Source organism: Kitasatospora purpeofusca (assembly GCF_034043715.1).
Lineage (GTDB): Bacteria > Actinomycetota > Actinomycetes > Streptomycetales > Streptomycetaceae > Kitasatospora > Kitasatospora purpeofusca_A.
This window is the reverse complement of record NZ_JAXCLC010000063.1, coordinates 39,456-54,631: the sequence shown is the minus strand read 5'-3', so window position 1 is coordinate 54,631 and position 15,176 is coordinate 39,456. Positions and strand designations below refer to the sequence as shown.

The following is a 15,176-nucleotide window of genomic DNA, read 5'->3' as shown; positions in this document are numbered from 1 at the left end:
GCGACCTCTGGGTTATGAGCCCAGCGAGCTACCGAGCTGCTCCACCCCGCGTCGGTGAACACGACCTTACGCACTCGGCCGGTGGAAAGCGAATCGGTTGTTCCCGCACGTCTGGGTTCCACGGCTGCGTCAGCACTGTCGGTCGATCTCCAGCAACTGGTCAGCAACCTTCCGGGCCGCGTTGGCAACGCCTGCGGTCGATCATGATCAGCCCCTGGATCTTCTCGAGCATCCGGTCTCGTGGGCGGGGCGGTACCAGTGGTGATGGACGAGGGGCTCGACGGAAAGCATTGCTGCGCCCGCCACTGCGCCGACCAGGAGGGAGGCCCAGCCGCCACCGTTGAGGAGCGCGCCGAGGCATGCGGCGGCGATGGCCAAGGGGCGTAGGAGGGTGAGCGGGCCGAGTCCGATGACCATGGCGAGGGTGCTGGCGCGGAACGGCAGGAGAAAGTAGGCGGCGAGCGAGAGGAGGACCGCGGTGGCGTAGAGGGTGAGCGGGAGCAGGTAGCCCAAGCCGCCGGCGGTCAGCGCGGCGTAGGCGCGCTGCGGGTCGGCGGCGGTGAGCAGCTGGAGGACGGCGGTCACTGCGGGGCCGAGCAACAGGACGGTCCCGACGGCCAGTCCGCGCAGGGCGGCGCGCGTGTTGGCCCGATGCTTGCGGATGCGGGCGTCGTAGCCGGCATAGGCGCGGAAACCGCTGAATGCCGCGTCGACTGCGCCGAGTACCGCCAGTGGCAGGGCGGGCGTCATGGGGCGGCCGGTGCGAGCTGCTCGGGGCCCAGGAGCCGGCGGGAGGAGCGGCCAAGGGCCTGGCGCAGGGGTGCTTCCAGGTGCGGGCGCAGGCCGAGGACCGGGCGCAGGGTGGTGCAGAAGGGGTTGGCGACGCGTCGGGGCTCGTAGAGCAGTGGCCGCATGCCCGAGGCTGCGGCGGTCCGCAGCAGGGTCTCGTCGCTGTGGGCCCGCCGGGCGGAGGCGACGCCGTCGTGTCGGCCCAGCGGGTGGCGCATCCGGGCGCGGTGGAACATCCACGCGCCGATGGGGGCGAGGCCGGTCGCGGCGATGTCGTAGTGACAGAACGCCAGGGCAGGGGAGGCTCCCTGGGCTGCGAAGAAGTCCGTCAGCGCCGGCTCGGGGAAGTGGTGCAGCACACCAGTGGACACGTACACGGTGGCGGCCTCCGGCAGCGCGAAGGCGTCGCCGTGGACGAAGCGGCAGCGCAGTTCCTCGTCCCGGGCCAAACGCCCTGCCTCGCCGACCAGCGCCGCGTCGAGGTCGACCCCCAGCAGCTCGACGTCCGGAGCAAGGGCGCCGGTGGCCGCCAGCCAACGGACCAGGTAGCCCAGCCCGCAACCGATGTCGACCAGGCGATACGGCCCCGGCACACCTGAGGCCCGGATCGCGGTGAACAGCGGGCGGAGCAGGTGGACGAGGCGCTCGCCGATGCGCAGTTCCTCGCTCAGGCGCTGCAGCTCGGTGTGCACGCTGATCAGCAGCCGGTCCACGGCGACCCCGTCCAGTACTCCGTCCTGGTCGGCGGGCAGCTCCGCCACGATCCTGGCGGCCCGCCGGTCGCCGTGCGCGTGCAGCCGTTCGACGACCTCGGCACGCCGAACCGGCAGCCGTCGTCCGGTGGCCGGGTCGACTGCGGTGATCAGGTCAGAGATCTCAAGCGGAGGCACACGGAGCACTCTACGGCGCTGCTACGGGGCTCTCTTTCCCACCGAGCCCGGCCGCCGTGCCAAGCAGCGGCCTCCTCTCAACGCCCCTCCACGGACACGTTTCGAGTGGTGCACGCCGCTCTGTACCCTGCGGAGCAGTTTCCGGAGTACGCCGACAGTCCCACCGCAGATCAGCCACGGTCCCGTCCTGTTTCAGGTTCCGGGAATGACGAAGGCCCGGAGGACGGATCCTCCGGGCCTTCGTTGCTACTGAGTAGCGGGGACAGGATTTGAACCTGCGACCTCTGGGTTATGAGCCCAGCGAGCTACCGAGCTGCTCCACCCCGCGTCGGTAAACACGACCTTACGCACTCGGCCGGTGGAAAGCGAATCGGTTGTTCCCGCACGGTCCGCCCCGGCGGCGCTCGTCCCTCTGCGTGCGGGCAGGACCGGCGGGCCGAGTGGGGCGGGCGGGTCCGCGCCGGCCGCCCCACTCGGTACGAATCCGGTGTGGAATTCGGCGCGCAACTCCCGGGGAGAATCTCCCGATTGTCCGATCCGGCCGCTGTGATCACGTGATGATCACCTGTCCGCCGATGCCCCGACGCCCGCCGTACCGCACGGTCCAGTCCAATTTCCCTCCGTACACAGCCGGTGTGCCCAGCCGGCCGGCCCCCGCGTACGGAAGGCAGTCCAGTCCATGGCCCGCACAGACCAGCAGCCCTCGCCCGACCGGCGGTTGACCGAGGCCGCCGCCCGGCTCGGCCTCGGCCGTCGCCGTTTCCTGACGGTCGCCTCGGCGGCCGCCGCGCTCGCGTTCACCACCGAACTGCCGAGCGCCCACGCCGCCGACGCCGAACTCGCGCCCCGCACCCTGACCGAGAACCCGTTCACCCTCGGCGTCGCCTCCGGTGACGCGCTCGGCGACGCGGTGGTGCTCTGGACCCGCCTCGCGCCCCGCCCGCTGGAGCCCGGCAGCGGCCTGCCGCCGGCCGGACTGGTCAGGGTGGACTGGGAGGTCGCCCGGGACGAGCGCTTCCGCAAGGTCGCCCGGCGCGGCACCGCCAGGGCCCACGCCGAGTTCGACTGGTCGGTGCACGTGGACGTCGACGGCCTCGACCAGGACCGGGTGTACTGGTACCGCTTCCGGGCGGGCGCCTGGACCAGCCCGGTCGGCCGGACCCGCACCGCCCCGGCCCGCAACCGCCACATCGACCGGGTCCGCTTCGGCCTGGTCTCCTGCCAGGCCTACGAGGACGGCTACTTCACCGCGTACAAGCACCTCGCGGAGGAGGACCTCGACGCCGTCTTCCATGTCGGCGACTACATCTACGAGTACGGGATCGACGCCGCCGGCGGCGACCGCAAGTACACCGACCGCACCCTGCCGTCGCTGTTCGCCCACGAGACCACCACCCTGGCGGACTACCGCCTGCGCTACTCCCTCTACAAGAACGACCCCGACCTCCAGGCCGCGCACGCCGCCTTCCCCTGGTACGTCACCTGGGACGACCACGAGGTGGAGAACAACTACGCGGCCGGCATCCCCGAGAAGGGCCAGTCCCCGGAGGCCTTCGTCGCCCGCCGTGCCGCCGCCACCCGGGCGTACTGGGAGAACATGCCGCTGCGGATGCCGCAGCCGAACGCCACCGAACTCAAGCTGTACCGCCGCCACCACTACGGCCGGCTGGCGCAGTTCGACATCCTCGACACCCGCCAGTACCGCTCCGACCAGGCCAACGGCGACGGCTGGCAGTTCCCCACCGCGGAGTCGGCGGACCCGCGCCGCACCCTGATGGGCGCCACCCAGGAGCGCTGGCTGCTGGACGGCTTCCGCAGCTCCCGCGCGGTGTGGAACGTGGTGCCGCAGCAGGTGGTGCTCTCCCGACGCAAGAACACCACCGCCGAGGTCTCCAAGCTGTCCATGGACGCCTGGGACGGCTACCCGGCCGCCCGCGAACGGCTGTTGGCCGGAGTGGAGGACATCGGCGTCGAGAACCTCGTCGTCCTCACCGGGGACGTGCACGTCGCCTACGCGATGGACGTCAAGCGCGACTTCGACGACCCGGACTCGCGGACCGTCGGCGTGGAGATCGTCGGCACCTCGATCGCCAGCGACGGGGACGGCGCGGAGCACCCGGGCAACTGGGCCACCCTGACCGCCGCCAACCCGCACCTGAAGTTCTACGACGGGCGGCGCGGCTACACCGCGATCACGCTCGACGAGGAACACGCCCGCGCCGACTACCGGGTGGTCTCGCACATCACCCGCCCCGGCGGCACGGTGTCCACCGCCGCCTCCTTCGTCAGCGAGGCGTACAACCCGGGTCTCCAGCGCGCCTGACGCCTTCCGGTCCCGTCCCGTCCTGCTCCGCTCCGCCCCGAGCCACCGGCCCGGTCGTACCGTTCCCCGATGCGGTACGCCCGGGCCGGTCCCGTTCCGCCGTCCTTCTTCGACCATCCCGCCCCGTGCGGCCGCTCCCGCCCCGTGCGGCCGCTCCCGCCCCGAGTGGCCGCTCCCGCGCCGAACCGCCACATCTCCGGAGGGTTCGTGGGCGATGCGGAGGTGTCGTGAACCTGTGGTGATCGGCCGTTGATCGGTCGTAGAGCCGGGCCGTGGACCATCGGCGCCAGGGGATAGCCGGTCCGACGGTCACCACCGTCCGGCGCCGCCCTCGGGCCCCGCCTCGCGGGGGGCGCGGGCCCCTGGTCCCCGGTACTTGGCCAACCCACGGAAGGCGGACGGAGCATGGACGGCGGTCACACCCTGCAGTCGACGGCGGGCTTCGGCGAGCTGCTCAGGATCCGGCGCGAGCGCATCGGCCTCACCCAGCAGGTGCTCGCCGACCACGCGACACTGAGCGTCCGGGCGATCCGCGACATGGAGAGCGGGCGGGTCCAGCGCCCCCGGCAGGAGACGGTCCGGCTGCTCGCCGACGCGCTGCGGCTGGAGGGCCGCAGCCGCTCGGTGTTCGAGGCGGCCGCGCGCCGCCAGGCGCTCGCCGAGGAGCCGCGCGAGGAGCCGACCGCGCCGCCGGTCGCGCGGGGTGCGATCGTCGGCCGCGAGCCGGAGATCGACGTGCTCACCGAGGCCCTCGCCGTGCACGGCGACCGGCTGGTGACGGTGGCCGGCCTCGGCGGGGTCGGCAAGACCCGACTGGTGCTGGAGGTGGCCCGCCGGCTGCACCTGACCGCCCGCTGGTCGGTGCGCTGGATCGACTGGGCCCGCCAGCCCGGGATGGGCCCCGAGCGCCGGGCCGACCTGGTCGGGGCGATCGGCGCCCGCCCGACCCTGCTGGTCCTGGACGGCGCCGACGCCGGGGTGGAGGCCGCCCTGCTGGACGAGCTGTTCCAGCGCTGCCCCGGTCTCAGTGTGCTGATCACCGCCCGGGTCGCGCAGCCGCTGCCCGGCGGGCAGGTGGTCCCGCTCGCCCCGCTGCCCACCCCCGGACCTGAACTCGACCACGACCCGGCCGCGCTGGCCGAGGTGGGCGCCGTCCGGCTGCTGCTGTCGCACCTGCGGCGGCTGCGCCCCGGGTACCGGCTGGAACCGGAGGAGGCGCCCGCGGTGGCCGCGCTCTGCCGGCAGTTGGACGGCCTGCCCGGCGCCCTGGAGCTGGCCGCCGGCTGGTCGACGGTGCTCTCGCCGCGCCAGCTGGTGGCGCGGATGGCGGACGGGCCGTTCCACCTGGGGCCGCCGCCGGCCGGCTTCGGCGGGCGCGGGGGCGTGGGCGAGGCGTTGGACGCGGCGGTGGACCGGTTGACGCTGGGCCAGCGCGACCTGCTGGAGCGGCTGGCGGCCGAGCCGGGGGACTGGTCCGGGGAGGACGCCGTCGAGCTGAGCGGACGGCCGCCGCAGGAGTCGCTGGCCGCCGTGCACGAACTGCTGGCCAGCGGGCTGATCCGCAGCGTGCCGGCCCGGGACGGCGTCCGCTTTACCGTGCTGAACCTCTGCCGCCGGCTGTTCGGCGGCGCCGGGGCGTACCCGGTGCTGGCCGCGGCGGGCTGAACCGCCGGGCGGCCGGGCACCGCCGAGTGGCGAGGCGCCGCCCGGTCCCGATACTGCCCGTCACTTGCCGGACGAGCTGCCGGTCCGCCCGCCGGATCCTGCCTAGCGTTCTGCTCAGGCCGGGCGAGCCGGTCGCCGGCGCCGCCCGGCCGGGACTCCCACCACCCACCGACTACAGAGGGTTTGCGCCGTGAACCAGTTGGAGCCGCAGCGCGGAGAGGCCGAACCGGCCGGTCTGGACGTCGTCGTGACGACCATGGCCTCGGACTCGCACACCTGGAACCTGGTCTTCCTGCAGCTGCTGCTGGAGGAGCTCGGCCACCGGGTCACCAACCTCGGTGCCTGTGTGCCGGACGAGCTGCTGGTCTCCGAGTGCCGCCGGACCGGGCCCGACCTGATCGTGCTGAGCAGCGTCAACGGTCACGGCTACCACGATGGCCTGCGGGTGATCCCGGCGCTCCGCGCCTGCCCCGAACTGGCCGCCACCCCGGTGGTGATCGGCGGCAAGCTCGGCATCGCCGGCTCCGGCGACCCGGACCGGCAGCGGTCGCTGCTCGCGGCCGGGTACGACGGGGTGTTCGAGGAGGGGCGCTCGGTCGCCGACTTCCGCTCCTTCCTGGGCGCACTGCCCGCCCCCGCCGGGCGGGTACTGCGCGCCGACCGTGCGCTGCCCACCGCCCCCAGGACCCTGCCCGCCGCCGCCGCCCCCAGAACCCTGCCCGCCGCCACCGCCTCCGGGGTGCTGCGATGAGCGGCCTCGCCACCGCGCCGCGCGGGGACGCCCCCGCCACCCCCGGCTTCGGCGCCTTCGTCGCCCGCGCCCGGGCCGCCGGGACCCTGGTGGTCCAGCCCCGGATGGGCATGGCCGACCCGCTGCGGATGCGCGACGGCCTGCTCGCCACCCGGGGCGCCGCCGCCACCACGGTCGGCACCATCACCCTGGACAGCTACACCCGCACCGGGGACCTCGCCGCCGCCCGGAGCGCGCTCACCGAGGGCGTCGGCCTCAACGGCTACCCGATCGCCAGCCACCCGGCGGACGTCACCCGGGCGGTGCTGCGCGGGATCGCGGACGCCCGCTTCCCGGTGCAGGTCCGGCACGGTTCGGCGATGCCCGAGCACATCATCAGGGCGCTGCTCGCGGTCGGCCTGGACGCGACCGAGGGCGGCCCGGTCTCCTACTGCCTGCCGTACAGCCGCACCCCGCTGAGCGAGGCGGTGGCCTGCTGGCGGCGCAGCTGCGAACTCCTCGCCGCTCTGAGGGAGTTCGGCGCCGAGCCGCATCTGGAGACCTTCGGCGGCTGTCTGATGGGGCAGCTCTGCCCGCCCAGTCTGCTGATCGCGGTCAGCGTGCTGGAGGCGCTGTTCTTCCGCCAGCACGGGCTGCGCAGCATCTCGCTCAGCTACGCCCAGCAGCCGGACCGGGGGCAGGACGAGGAGGCGCTCACGGTGCTCGGCCGGCTCGCGGACGAGCTGCTGCCCGACGTCGACCGGCACCTCGTCCTCTACGCCTACATGGGCGTGTTCCCGCGCACCCCCGGCGGGGCCCGGCTGCTGCTGGAGGACGCGGCCCGGCTGGCGGTGCGCACCGGCGCGGCCCGGCTGATCGTGAAGACGACGGCCGAGGCGCACCGGATCCCGACCGTCGGCGAGAACGTGACGGCGCTGGAGACGGCCGCCGCTGCCGCCGCCGCGGAGCGCCTGCGCCCGCCGCTCACCGCCGTCCCGGACACCGGCATCGAGGCCGAGGCACGGGCGCTGATCGGCGCGGTGCTGGAGCTGGACACCGACATCGGCCGGGCCCTGGTCCGCGCCTTCGCGGCCGGCTACCTGGACGTGCCCTACTGCCTGCACCCCGACAACGCGGGCCGGGCCCGCAGCTCGCTCGGGCCGGACGGGCGGCTGCACTGGTCGAACGTCGGCTCGATGCCGATCGCCGGCCTGTCCGGCGGCCCGCGACCGCCGATTCTCGGCTCCGCCGACCTGCTCGGCGCGCTCTCCCACGTCCAGTGGAGCTACGACAGTCGCGCCGCCGAGACCCCGGACCTCGACCGATCACCCGCCGCACCACGAGAGTTGGGACACACCACGCCATGACCACCGACGGGCCCACCCCCGCGACCGGCGCCACGACGCTCCCCGAGCCCGGCCGCCACCTGACCTCCCCGACCACCCGGGCCGCCCTGCGGATCCAGCACCAGCTGCTGTTCGCCGCCCGCGAGTTCCTGCGCGGCCGGGGCTTCACCGAGCTGCTCCCGCCGGTCATCGGCCCGGTCACCGACCCGGGCTCGCGCGGCTCCAAGCAGGTCGACATCGACTTCTACGGCCACCGCTACAAGCTGATGACCAGCGCGATCCTCTACAAGCAGGCTTCGCTGCTGGCCTTCGACAAGATCTTCTGCATCGCGCCGAACGTCCGGCTGGAGCCGCTGGAGACCGCTGGGACCAACCGCCACCTGGTGGAGTTCCACCAGCTGGACGTGGAGGTGGCGGGTGCCACCCGGGACGACGTGGTGCGGCTGCTGGAGGAGCTGGTGGCGCACGTCGTCGGCAGCGCGGTCCGCGAGCTGCCCAAGGAGTTCGCCGAACTCGGCCGCGACACCGACGCGTTCGCCGAGCTGCTGAAGGGCTCCTTCGGCCGGATGCGGCACGCCGAGGCGGTGGCGGAGCTCCAGGGCCTCGGCCACCCGCAGAGCCCGGACGCCGAACTCGACTGGGCCGGTGAGGCGCTGCTCTCCGCCCGGCGCGACCGGCCGTTCTTCGTCACCGACTACCCCAAGGGCTCGCGCGGCTTCTACGACCGGGAGAACCCGGAGGACCCGGGCCTGCTGCGGAACTTCGACCTGATCGCGGCCGAGGGCTTCGGCGAGCTGTGCAGCGGCAGCCAGCGCACCAACGACTACGCCGAGATCATCACCCGGATGCGCGAGACCGGCGAGAACCCGCAGAAGTACCGCTGGTACCTGGACCTGGTCCGCGAGGGTGTGCCCGCCAGTGCCGGCTTCGGCATCGGGGTGGAGCGGCTGACCCGCTACGTCGCCGGGCTGGACGCGGTCTGGCAGGCCAGCGCCTTCCCGAAGCTGGCGGGAGTGGTGTCGCCGTGAGCGGACGCAGCGGTCGGAGTGGCCGGACGGGGGCGGGCGCATGAGCGACCTCTCGGCACCCGGCTTCCCGGAGGAGCAGGTCCGGCACCGGGCCAGGGCCGGGACGGCCGCCGCCTTCCCGCCGCCCGGCAGCTACGGGCAGGTGCTGCTCGGCGCCGAGCGGCCGCCGGCCGGACAACTGGGCCCGGACACTGGGGACGCGCTCGACGCCCTGCGGATCGTGCCGCCGGTGTTCGTGCCGCAGCGCCTCGCCCGGCTGATCGACCTGGGCCGCGAACCGGACTACCGGGACGTCGAACTCAACACCACGATAGGCGGGTTCAGCTCCGCCCTGCCGGTGTACGTGTCCGCGACCGGCTCCACCCGGGCGGCCGGTGGCGACATCGGCCTGGCGCTGAGCCGGCAGGCGGGCGCGCTCGGTCTGCCGATGGTGATCGGCGAGAACGTCGTCCCGGTGAACGGCTACGGCCGGCTCGGCGAGGCCGCCGACCGGGCCCTGCTCGGCCGGCTGCGCGCCTACGCCGCGGAACTCCCGGACGGGCTGGGCGGGGTGGCCGTCCAGCAGTCCACCGAGGATGCCGACGCCGAGGTGTGGAACCTCGTCCACAGCGACCCGGCGGCCCTGCCGCTGCTCGAATCCGGGCGCCTGGCCTTCGAGTTGAAGGTCGGCCAGGGCGCCAAGCCGGGGCTCGGCGGGATGACGGTGCTGGACGCCGCGGACGCCGAACGGCTCGGCGACCGCTACGGCATCGACCCGGTCTTCGGCGACGACGGCCGGGTGCTGCGCGCCAGTACGCCCGGCACCTTCACGGCCGAGATCCTGCGCCAGCAGGTCCGGCTGATGCGCAACAACTTCCCCCGGGCCCGGATCTGGGTGAAGCTGCACCCCGGCCGGGACGTCGCCGAGGCCGCCCGGGTGGCCGCCGAGGCGGGGGCGGACGCCGTCACCGTGGACGGCGCGGAGGGCGGCACCGGCTGGGCGCCGGGCGTCTTCCCGGCCCAGGTCGGCCTGCCGCTGGCGGAGTGCCTGCGCCGGCTGGCCGCCGCCGGGCCGCCGCCCTGCCTGCTGGTCTCGGGGCGGATGTGGGAGGGCGGCCGGGCGGTCAAGAGCCTGGCGCTGGGTGCCCGCGCGGTCGGCCTGGGCCGGGCGGCCCTGCTCGCCGTCGCCGAGGACCCGGAGGACGGGCTGATCCGCTTCGCCGACTGCCTGGCCCTGGAGCTGCGGCTGCTGATCAGCGCGCTCGGGAAGTACACGCCGGGCGCGCTGGAGCGCGCGGACGTGTGGTCCCCGGAATTCCCGTAGGAATTCCCGCCCCCCTTTCCTCCGCTTCGCCCCCACCTCGAACTCGCCTCGCCCTCGCCTCACCGACAATCGCAGACCGTATTCCCGCGAGCCCGTCGCGGCGCCTCCGTGCGCCCCGACGGGCCGTCTGCGTCTGCGGCAACTCCGGCCCAGCAAGCGGCAGTTCAAACTGCCGATGGTCTTCCGGGGATTCTGCCGATCGGCCCCGGAAGGCGCGCCTATCGTCGAGACCACTGCCCGCAGCGTCGTTAAATTCATCGGGGTTGGATGATGGAATCTCGCGGTTTCCCCTTCATATCCGTCGCGCGCCGGTTCCCGGACCGACCGGCCGTCCGGCTCGGCGGGCGGACCGTCCGCTACCGGGAGCTGGACGAGCTGAGCGGTGCCCTCGCCGCCCGGATCGCCCCCGGCCGCACGGTCGCCGTCACCGGCCGCGACCGGCTCGACCACCTGGTCGGCCTGCTCGCCGCGCTCCGCGCCGGTGCCACCTACCTGCCGCTGGACCGGGAGGCCCCGGAGGAGCGCAACCGCTGGATCCGCGAGGACGCCGGCGCCACCCTCGCCCTCACCGACGGCGAGCTGACCGACGAGCTGACCGGAGAACCGGTAGGAAAGCTGACCGGAGAGCTGATCGGCGAGCCGGCCGGCCCACGCACGGCTGACCTGCCCGACGAGCCGCCCGCCACCGCCGGCTACCTCGTCTACACCTCCGGCACCACCGGCCGCCCCAAGGGCGTGCACGTCCCGCTCGCCGCCCTCACCGGCCACCTGGCCGCCGCCGTCGAGCGCTTCGGCCTCACCCACGAGGACGTGGTGCTGCACCTCGCCCGCCCCACCGTCGACGTCGCCGTGGAACAGGTGCTCACCGCTCTCTCCGTAGGCGCCTGCCTGGTCGTCCCGGAGCGGCAACTGCTCGCCCCCGACGCCCTGCTGGACCTGCTGGACACCGAGGGCGTCACCGTCGCCAACCTGCCCGCCGGCTACTTCCAGGAGGTCGTACCGGCCGTGCGCGACCGGGGCCGCGAGCGGGCGCCCCGCACCCTGCGGCTGATGGTCTCCGGCAGCGACCGGCTCCACCCCGACGCCGCCGCCACCTGGTGGGACGCCACCGGGGTGCCGCTGCTCAACGCCTACGGCCCGACCGAGACGGTCGTCACCGCCACCACCCACCGGCTGGCCGGTCCCACCGAGCAGGGCGCCGGGTCCGTCCCGATCGGCACCCCGCTCGGTGACCGCCGCGCCTATCTGCTGGACGACCGGCTGCGGCCCGTCACCGCTCCCGGTGCGGCAGGCGAGCTCTACCTCGGCGGCCCGCTGCTCGCCTCCGGCTACCACGGCCGACCCGGCCAGACGGCCGGCCGCTTCGTCGCCGACCCCTTCGCGCCCGAGCCGGGCGCCCGGATGTACCGCACCGGCGACGTCGTCCGGCGCGCGGCCCCGGACGCCCCGCTGGAGTTCGTCGGCCGCGCCGACCACCAGGTGAAGATCCGCGGCTTCCGGGTCGAGCCCGGCGAGATCGAACAGGTCCTGGCCGCCCACCCGGACGTGGTCGGCGCCGTGGTGGTCGCCCACGAGGGCCGGCTCGCCGCCTACGTCACCGGCGCGGCGCCGGACCAGGGCGCGCTCCGCGCCCACCTGGCCCAGCGGCTGCCCGAGCACATGGTCCCGGCCACCGTCACCGTGCTGGACGCCTTCCCGCTGACCGCCGGCGGCAAGGTCGACCGCGCCGCCCTGCCCGAGCCGCAGGCCGAGCAGCCCGCCGCCGCCCCCGCCGGGCGCCCGCTGCGCACCCCCGCCGAACAACTGATCGCCGCCGTCTGGGCGGACGTCCTGGGGGTGCCCGAGGTCGGCGCCGAGGACAACTTCTTCCACCTGGGCGGTGATTCGCTCACCGCCGTACGGGTGGTCGGCCGGGTCTTCGACGCCTTCGGCATGATCTCCCCGTACGCCATCTTCGACGCCCCGACGCTGGCCGGGTTCGCCGCCGCCGTCACCGCCTCCGCCGCCGCCTCCGCGGGCGGCGAGCGCCCGCCGCTGACCCGGGCCGGCGCCACCTCGGCGCCGCTGTCCAAGTACCAGCGCGGGCTGTGGTTCCTCGACCGGATGAACCCCGACGCGCCGACCTACAACGTGCCCTGGGTGTTCCGCTTCGCCGGCCCGGTCGACCCGGAGCGGCTGCACCGGGCGCTGGCGGGCGTGGTGGCCCGGCACGAGGCGCTGCGCACCACCTTCGAGCTGACCGAGGACGGCCCCCGGCAGGTGGTCCGCCCCGCCGCCGAGGTGCCGTTCACCGTCACCGACACCGAGGCCGGACGGGTGGACGCGCTGGTCGCCGAGGCCGCGCTCGTCCCCTTCGACCTGGAGACCGGCCCGCTGCTGCGCGCCCACCTCTACCGCACCGGCGACACCGCCACCCTGCTGCTGCTCTGCCACCACATCGTCTGGGACGAGGGGTCGCTGCCCGTGCTGGAGGGCGAACTCGCCGCCCTGTACGAGGAGTCGGCCACCGGCCGTCCGGCCGCCCTGCCCGAGCCGGCGGTCCAGTACGCCGACCACAGTGCCTGGCAGTACCGGGACCAGGAGACCGCCGAGCGCCAACTCGCCCACTGGCGCGAGCACCTGGCCGGCGCCCCGACGGAGCCGGTGCTGCCGACCGACCACCCCCGGCCCGAGGTCCAGGAGTTCCGCGGCGACTTCCACCGCTTCGCCATGCCGCGCCCGGTCGCCGAGGCCGTCCGCGCGCTGGCCCGCAGCGAGGACGCCACCCCGTTCATGGTGCTGGTGGCCGCCCTCGCGCTGACCCTGCACCGCCGGACCGGACAGCGCGACCTCGTCCTCGGCTCCCCGGTCAGCGTCCGGGGCCGGTCCGAACTCGACGCCCTGATCGGCTACTTCGTCAACCTGCTGCCGCTGCGGGTACGGCTCGACGAGGGCGTGGACTTCCGCGGGCTGGTCCGGCACGTCCGCGAGGTGGCGATCGCCGGCTACCGCCACCAGGAGGCGCCGTTCGACGACATCGCGGCGAGCGTCCTGGAGGAGCGCCCGGACGACCGGGCCGAGAACCGCAACCCGCTCTGCCAGGTGCTGCTGGAGCTGCACCCGCTGGACTCCCGCCCGCTGACCGTCGGCGGCATCGAGGTGACCCGGGAGCTGTACTCCAACCCGGTCTCCCGGTTCGACCTGTCGATCTCCGTCGACGACCGGGGCACCGACTTCACCGGCCGGTTCGAGTACGACTCCGACCTGTTCGACGCCGCCACCATGGCGGAGCTGTGCGACGCCTGGCTGGGCACCCTCGCCACCGCCGTGGGGACGCCCGTGCACGCCCTGGTCGAGGCCCGGGCCGCCGACGCCCCGCAGGCCCTCGCCCTGGTCTCCGGCGAGCAGCGGCTCTCCTACGGCGAGCTGAACACCCGGGCCAACCGGCTCGCCCACCACCTGGCCGAGTCCGGCACCGGCCGCGGCGACACCGTCGCCGTCCTGGTCGAGCGCGGCCCGGACCTGGTGGTGGCGCTGCTGGCCGCGCTCAAGACCGGCGCCGCCTACACCCTGCTCGACCCGGACTTCCCGGCCGAGCGGCTGGCCGGGGCGGTCGCCGACAGCGCCGCCGCGCTGCTGGTCACCCACCGGCACGCGAGCCCGCCGTTCCCGGTCGGGCGCCACCTCGACCTGGACGCGCAGGCCGCCGCGATCGCCGCCCGCCCCGATCACGACCCGGGCGTGCCGGTCGGCGGCGAGGACCTCGCCTGCGTGATGTTCACCTCCGGCTCCACCGGCCGCCCCAAGGGCGTCGCCGTGCCGCACCGCGCGCTCACCGCCACCTACCTCGGCCAGGACTACGCCCGCTTCGGCCCCGACGAGGTGTGGCTGCAGTGCTCCCCGGTGTCCTGGGACGCCTTCGCCCTGGAGCTGTACGGCGCCCTGGCCTTCGGCGGGGTGTGCGTGCTCCAGCCCGGCCAGCGGCCCGACCCGCAGGCGATCGCCGAGCTCACCCGCCGCCACGGCGTCACCCAGCTCCAGCTGTCCGCCAGCCTGTTCAACTTCCTGCTGGAGGAGTTCCCGGCGACGTACGACGACCTCAAGGTGGCCTTCACGGCCGGTGAGCGGGCCTCGGTCACCCATGTCGGCAAGGCGCTCGACCAGTATCCGGGGCTGGTGGTCGCCAACGGCTACGGCCCGGTGGAGAGCCTCGGCCTGACCACCTGCCACCGCGCCACCGCCGAGGACGCCGCCGGCGCCGCGATCCCGATCGGCCGCCCGCTGCACGGCAAGGCGGTGCACATCCTGGACGAGCGGCTCGAACCCGTCCCCGACGGCACCACCGGCGAGCTGTACGCGGCCGGCGGCGGCCTCGCCCACGGCTACCTCGGCCGCCCGGCCCTGACCGCCGAACGCTTCGTCGCCGCCCCCTTCGGCGCCCCCGGCGAACGCCTCTACCGCACCGGCGACCTCGGCCACCGGCGGCCGGACGGGCTGCTGGAGATCACCGGCCGGATCGACGACCAGGTGAAGATCCGCGGCTTCCGGGTCGAGCCCGGGGAGATCGAGGATGCGCTGACCCGCCACCCCGCCGTCCGGGAGGCCGCCGTCACCGTGCACGAGCCCACCCCGGGCGACCACCGGCTCGCCGCCTACGTCACCCTCGACCCCGAGGCCGGCCCGACCGGACCAACCGGGCAGACCGGACGGACCGGACCGACCGGCCCGACCGGCCCGGAGGCACTGCTCGACCACCTGGCGGCGCTGCTGCCCGAGCACATGGTGCCCGCGACCGTCGACGTGCTGGACGCGCTGCCGCTCAACCCCAACGGCAAGGTCGACCGCAAGGCGCTGCCCGCGCCCGCCGAGCGCCGCGCCGAAGCCCCGGCCGACCCGCTCACCCCCGGCCAGCGGCTGGTGGCCGACGCCGTGCGGGCCGTCCTGGAACTGCCGGGCGACCTCGGCCCGGACGACAACTTCTTCCGGATCGGCGGCAATTCGCTGGCCGCCGTGCGGGTCGCCATGCGGCTCTCGCAGGAGACCGGCACCAAGGTCCCGCCGCACGTGGTGTTCCGCGGCCGCACCGTGGGCGCCATCGCCGAACGGCTGGCCTCGTGATGACG

9 protein-coding genes and 1 tRNA gene are annotated in these 15,176 nt (G+C 74.6%); 7 read left to right on the top strand and 3 right to left on the bottom strand.

What is annotated here, in order from left to right; genetic code table 11:
* Window positions 1-207: 207 nt before the first annotated feature.
* The 3 genes from SM793_RS27595 to SM793_RS27585 form a co-directional block, all read right to left on the bottom strand.
* Window positions 208-750 (bottom strand): hypothetical protein, encoded by a 543-nt coding sequence (locus SM793_RS27595; RefSeq protein ID WP_320440999.1) that lies wholly within the window; start codon window positions 748-750, stop codon window positions 208-210.
* Entirely contained in the window at window positions 747-1,679 is a 933-nt protein-coding gene (locus tag SM793_RS27590) for a class I SAM-dependent methyltransferase (protein WP_320440998.1), read from the bottom strand. The genes SM793_RS27595 and SM793_RS27590 overlap by 4 nt, the downstream gene beginning before the upstream one ends.
* A 254-nt stretch (window positions 1,680-1,933) precedes the next feature.
* Window positions 1,934-2,007 (bottom strand) — tRNA-Met (locus tag SM793_RS27585).
* Window positions 2,008-2,358: 351 nt separating this feature from the next.
* Between SM793_RS27585 and SM793_RS27580 the strand changes: the two genes are divergently transcribed.
* From SM793_RS27580 to SM793_RS27550, 7 genes are all read left to right on the top strand, one after another.
* Window positions 2,359-4,002, top strand: a complete 1,644-nt coding sequence (locus SM793_RS27580) for an alkaline phosphatase D family protein (RefSeq protein WP_320440997.1) — start codon at window positions 2,359-2,361, stop codon at window positions 4,000-4,002.
* 405 nt (window positions 4,003-4,407) lie between these two features.
* A complete protein-coding gene (locus tag SM793_RS27575; protein ID WP_320440996.1) occupies window positions 4,408-5,667 on the top strand; it encodes a helix-turn-helix domain-containing protein in 1,260 nt (419 codons plus the stop codon).
* A gap of 190 nt (window positions 5,668-5,857) precedes the next feature.
* Window positions 5,858-6,418 (top strand): cobalamin B12-binding domain-containing protein, encoded by a 561-nt coding sequence (locus SM793_RS27570; protein ID WP_320440995.1) that lies wholly within the window; start codon window positions 5,858-5,860, stop codon window positions 6,416-6,418.
* On the top strand, window positions 6,415-7,764 hold the full coding sequence (locus tag SM793_RS27565) for a methylaspartate mutase (RefSeq protein ID WP_320440994.1): 1,350 nt from the start codon (window positions 6,415-6,417) through the stop codon (window positions 7,762-7,764). Before SM793_RS27570 ends, SM793_RS27565 begins: the two co-directional genes overlap by 4 nt.
* Entirely contained in the window at window positions 7,761-8,771 is a 1,011-nt protein-coding gene (locus SM793_RS27560) for an asparagine synthetase A (RefSeq protein ID WP_320440993.1), read from the top strand. The genes SM793_RS27565 and SM793_RS27560 overlap by 4 nt, the downstream gene beginning before the upstream one ends.
* 40 nt (window positions 8,772-8,811) lie before the next feature.
* Entirely contained in the window at window positions 8,812-10,074 is a 1,263-nt protein-coding gene (locus SM793_RS27555) for a glutamate synthase-related protein (RefSeq protein WP_320440992.1), read from the top strand.
* Between the two features lie 270 nt (window positions 10,075-10,344).
* On the top strand, window positions 10,345-15,171 hold the full coding sequence (locus SM793_RS27550) for an amino acid adenylation domain-containing protein (protein WP_413816044.1): 4,827 nt from the start codon (window positions 10,345-10,347) through the stop codon (window positions 15,169-15,171).
* Window positions 15,172-15,176 lie beyond the last annotated feature (5 nt).

What these genes read in the sequence shown, in the direction of transcription:
- SM793_RS27555 (WP_320440992.1), top strand. Translation starts at nt 8,812, where the DNA reads ATGAGCGACCTCTCGGCACCCGGCTTCCCGGAGGAGCAGGTCCGGCAC.
- SM793_RS27560 (WP_320440993.1), top strand. Translation starts at nt 7,761, where the DNA reads ATGACCACCGACGGGCCCACCCCCGCGACCGGCGCCACGACGCTCCCC.
- SM793_RS27550 (WP_413816044.1), top strand. Translation starts at nt 10,345, where the DNA reads ATGGAATCTCGCGGTTTCCCCTTCATATCCGTCGCGCGCCGGTTCCCG.
- SM793_RS27575 (WP_320440996.1), top strand. Translation starts at nt 4,408, where the DNA reads ATGGACGGCGGTCACACCCTGCAGTCGACGGCGGGCTTCGGCGAGCTG.
- SM793_RS27565 (WP_320440994.1), top strand. Translation starts at nt 6,415, where the DNA reads ATGAGCGGCCTCGCCACCGCGCCGCGCGGGGACGCCCCCGCCACCCCC.
- SM793_RS27580 (WP_320440997.1), top strand. Translation starts at nt 2,359, where the DNA reads ATGGCCCGCACAGACCAGCAGCCCTCGCCCGACCGGCGGTTGACCGAG.
- SM793_RS27595 (WP_320440999.1), bottom strand. Translation starts at nt 750, where the DNA reads ATGACGCCCGCCCTGCCACTGGCGGTACTCGGCGCAGTCGACGCGGCA.